Raw genomic sequence first — 3789 nt, 5'->3', positions numbered from 1 at the left:
CAGTGCCTTCGGGCGTGGGGGTTCAACTCCCCCCTTTCGCACCATATCCATAACGCATAGTAACTATTCAGGTTCGTACTGGCTCGCCAACTCTACCCCCATGGGGATGCTGTACGAATTGGCGCAACAATGCGCGCCAATCCGCACAGCTTGCTTCCATTAGGCGCGCCGCGCCGACGCAAAGAGCGCGTCGGCTTGGTTTGAAAAGCGCGCCAAAAGCAAAAGATTAAAAGCAAAATCCCAGGGATTCCATCCCTGGACCCGGCCAGGGAGCTGCCCTCCCTGGACCCACAGTTGTTTTGGGTGGTGAATAGTTACAACGCATAAAACAAAACCGGGAGTCAAAAAAGTCATCCCTTTTTCGCTCCCGGTTCGTTTGCAAAATAGACCTGCTGCTCCAACAACCCGGCAGCAGTATCACTATGCACTGCTGCTATCGCCGTCAAAGCCCTTTTTTTATCTGGCCTTTTTACTGCTCTTTTTGGCCTTTTTAGCCGATTTTTTTGCTGAACTATTATGAACTGATTTACTTGTTTTTTTACCCGATTTTTTCTTAATCGCTTTTTTCTGACCCGCCTTCGCCTTGCCTGCCGTTGCCACTTGCGCTTCCGCTGGTTGTCCTTTGGACAAAGCCTGCCGATTGTCACTGCCCCCTAACGGTTGCAATGCATTGCTTTTTTGACTGCCGGCAGCAGGCTGCTTGGTACTCCGAGCAACCGGCTCATCCGGCTCCAAAGGTGCCAACTGATCACTCCCTGCGGGTAGAGGAATCTGTTCCAAAGCTGCCACTGCCATACTCGGTTGCAGCAACCAACCAGCAATCAATAAACAGGCCACCATCACAATCTTTTTCATCATCTTCCACTCTCCCATCATGGTTTCTCCTCATCCTCCGGTCGCCCGACAGGCCGTGCCCAACGAGCAAGCATCGCTTGAAAATCCTTACCCCGTACCGGCTTGGTCATATAATCATCCATGCCGGCTGCCAGACAGCGTTCCCGATCACCCTGCATGGCAAAGGCGGTCAAGGCAACTATGGGTACCCGCCGATGACTCGGTACACTGGCCTCATGCAGACGCCAGGCATGGCTGGCTGCATAGCCATCCATCTGTGGCATCTGACAATCCATGAATACCAGATCATACTCCCGCTCGCGCAGCTTTTCCAAAGCTTCTACCCCATTTTCGGCCACCTCCGCCTGGACCCCCAAGCGGCGTAACATACCCAACTCGACAACCCGATTGACCGGATCATCCTCAACCACCAACACCCGACAGGTCAACAGATCATCGTCTGCCACTGGCAGACTTGTTGCCAGCAGATCCGGCAGCTCCTCCACTTTGGGATAGGCAAGAGGCAAGGTGACACGAAACAGACTGCCTACCCCTACAGTACTCTCCACCTCGATTTCGCCTGCCATCAACTGTACCAACATTTTGGTAATGGCCAATCCCAAACCGGTCCCTCCATAGCGCCGGGCAATTGCTTTGTCTCCCTGTTCAAACAGCTTGAACAGACGCACAAAAAATTCCGGTGCAATGCCAATACCGGTATCACGCACCTGAAAGCGCAGTAAAAAAATTCCTTCAGGACTCTCTTGCTGCAACTCTACCCGTTCTGCAGTCAGGATCACTTCGCCCTGATGGGTAAATTTAATACCGTTGGAGAGCAAATTGACCAACACCTGCCAAACCCGTACCGAATCACCCTGGACCAATCGTGGCAGATTGGGAGCCAATTCAATAGCAAAATGCAGCCCCTTTTCCTTGACCAACCCCTCAAACAGCTTGCTTAAACCCTGCAACAACTGATGCAAATCAAAATCTTTTTTCTCCAGCATCAGTTTACCCGCCGAAATCTTGGAATAGTCCAGAATATCGTTGATCAAGGTCAACAAAGCTTCGCCAGCCTGCATCATGCTGGCGGCATAGTGACGGGCTTTATCGGAGATCTCCTCGGCACATAACAGCTCTGCCATCCCGACGATGGCGTTCATCGGTGTACGAATTTCATGGCTCATCGTTGCCAAAAATTCACTTTTGGCCCGATTCTCGGCATCAGCGCGCAGTTTGGCATCTTTCAACTGACCGATTTGTGCATGTTCGATCAAGACAGCCAAGGCATTGGTGGCTGTCTGTAAAAACTCCTCTTCAAAGGGGCTGCTGTCACGGTCGGCATCCAGATACAGGTGCAATACACCCAATACCCGATCACCGGACTGAATGGGTAAACAATAGTGGCCATGCGCCTCATCCTCTTCGGCATGCGCAGAAATCGGTTTGTAACAGCGCAGCGGTTTATTCTCTTCAGCCGCTTGTCCGCATAAACAGCGCCCATAGGGTATCAAAGCACAACTGCCGCGAATGGATGCGGGCAAAGCCTCTTCGGCAATCAATTGCAATTGCCGGGCAGCACGATCAGCCAAAAAGATTGCTCCCCTTTTTTGCATGGTCAACCAGGGAACAGCCAAAATCGCCCGCAAGGCACGCTGCAACTGATCCGTCAACGGAGCATCCTCCAGAGCAATGCGCAACAGATCGCTGACTACTCCTTGCGCTTGATTGGCACGACGCTCTAAAAACTCCGCCTGACGACGCTCTTGTACCTCATGTTGCAGCTCTGAGGTGCGTAATAATACCTGTTGCTCCAGAGAATAGTTGACCTGATTCATGCGCCCTTCCAGAAGTTTGCGCTCGGTAATATCCACGCAGCTCCCGGAAAAGCCCATAAAAAATCCATTGCCCGCAAAGCGCGGCAAGGCTGTTTCATAAAACCAACGATACTCTCCCTGACTGTTACGTAAGCGAAACTCCAAAGAGTAGGGGTGCAGATGGATGAAGGCTTCATTGGAAAAAAATTGATAGCGCTCCAGATCATCCGGATGCACTCCCTGTTGCCATCCGCCATCCAGCTCCTGCTCCAGAATCACGCCGCGAAAATTCAACCATGATTTGTTAAAAAACATTCTCTTATTGTCTGGATTGGAGAGCCACAACAATCCAGGAACCGAATCGGCAATAAAGCGAAATTCATTTTTAAGAATCTCAAAATAGTCGAGATTGAGTCGATCCAGATTGAGAAAGGTAAATGCCGATACCACCTCCCGCCCCAAGGTATTGTGTGTAGTGGTCACACAAAAGCGGGTATAGAGTGGTTGACCGGTGAGAGAGTTGAGAAAGATCTCATGGATGCGCTTGTCGGTACGGGGAATCCAACAGAGCGCCTTCTGCATCGGCGCCCGATTTTCGGTGTTGACAAAATCCAGGGGGGTCTTGCCAATAAAACTTTCACGGGAATAACCCAACATGGCACACAAGGCATCATTGACCTCAATGATCTGATGGCTGCGGGCATCAATAATCCAAAATCCCTTCAGATCGGAATGGATGATGTCGGAGCAGAGCTCGGTGTTGCCATGGCGGCGACTGTTGCGTAAAAAGCTTCGGGAGTGCAGACGCAACCGGGCAATCATCTCCACTTTGCTCGGCAGTTTGACCAGATAATCGTTGGCACCAGCGGCAAAGGCTTGGGCTTTGATATAGGGATCCTCTTCCGAGGAGAGCATCAGGATGGGTAACTGGCTGAAGCTGCGCCGGTTGCGAAAACGACGAATCAAGGTAATGCCGTCTACATCCGGCATCAACAGATCGACCAGCAGCAAAATCGGACGAATGGTCTCCGCCATCTGCACGGCTTGGGTGGGATCTGGGCAAAAATGCAGCTCAAAATCGGTTTCATGCTTGAGAATTTGATGGAGAAGTCTTTCGGTGACCTCTTCATCATCGATG

General features: G+C 51.3%; 2 protein-coding genes. Both read right to left on the bottom strand.

The window, feature by feature from the left end; genetic code table 11:
- Positions 1-456: 456 nt before the first annotated feature.
- Complete coding sequence (locus EJP87_RS03615; RefSeq protein ID WP_130470502.1) at positions 457-876, bottom strand: hypothetical protein; 420 nt, start codon at positions 874-876, stop codon at positions 457-459.
- Positions 873-3789, bottom strand: a 2917-nt coding sequence (locus EJP87_RS03610; RefSeq protein ID WP_130470501.1) for a response regulator, incomplete at its 5' end; no start/stop codon positions are given. The genes EJP87_RS03615 and EJP87_RS03610, both read right to left, overlap by 4 nt.

Origin of the sequence: Candidatus Magnetaquicoccus inordinatus (genome assembly GCF_004217665.1) — a bacterium.
GTDB lineage: Bacteria > Pseudomonadota > Magnetococcia > Magnetococcales > Magnetaquicoccaceae > Magnetaquicoccus > Magnetaquicoccus inordinatus.
This window is presented reverse-complemented; position numbering and strand designations above follow the sequence as displayed.

Excerpts from the sequence above, each read along its gene's own strand:
- EJP87_RS03615 (WP_130470502.1), bottom strand. The coding sequence starts at position 876 with ATGATGGGAGAGTGGAAGATGATGAAAAAGATTGTGATGGTGGCCTGT.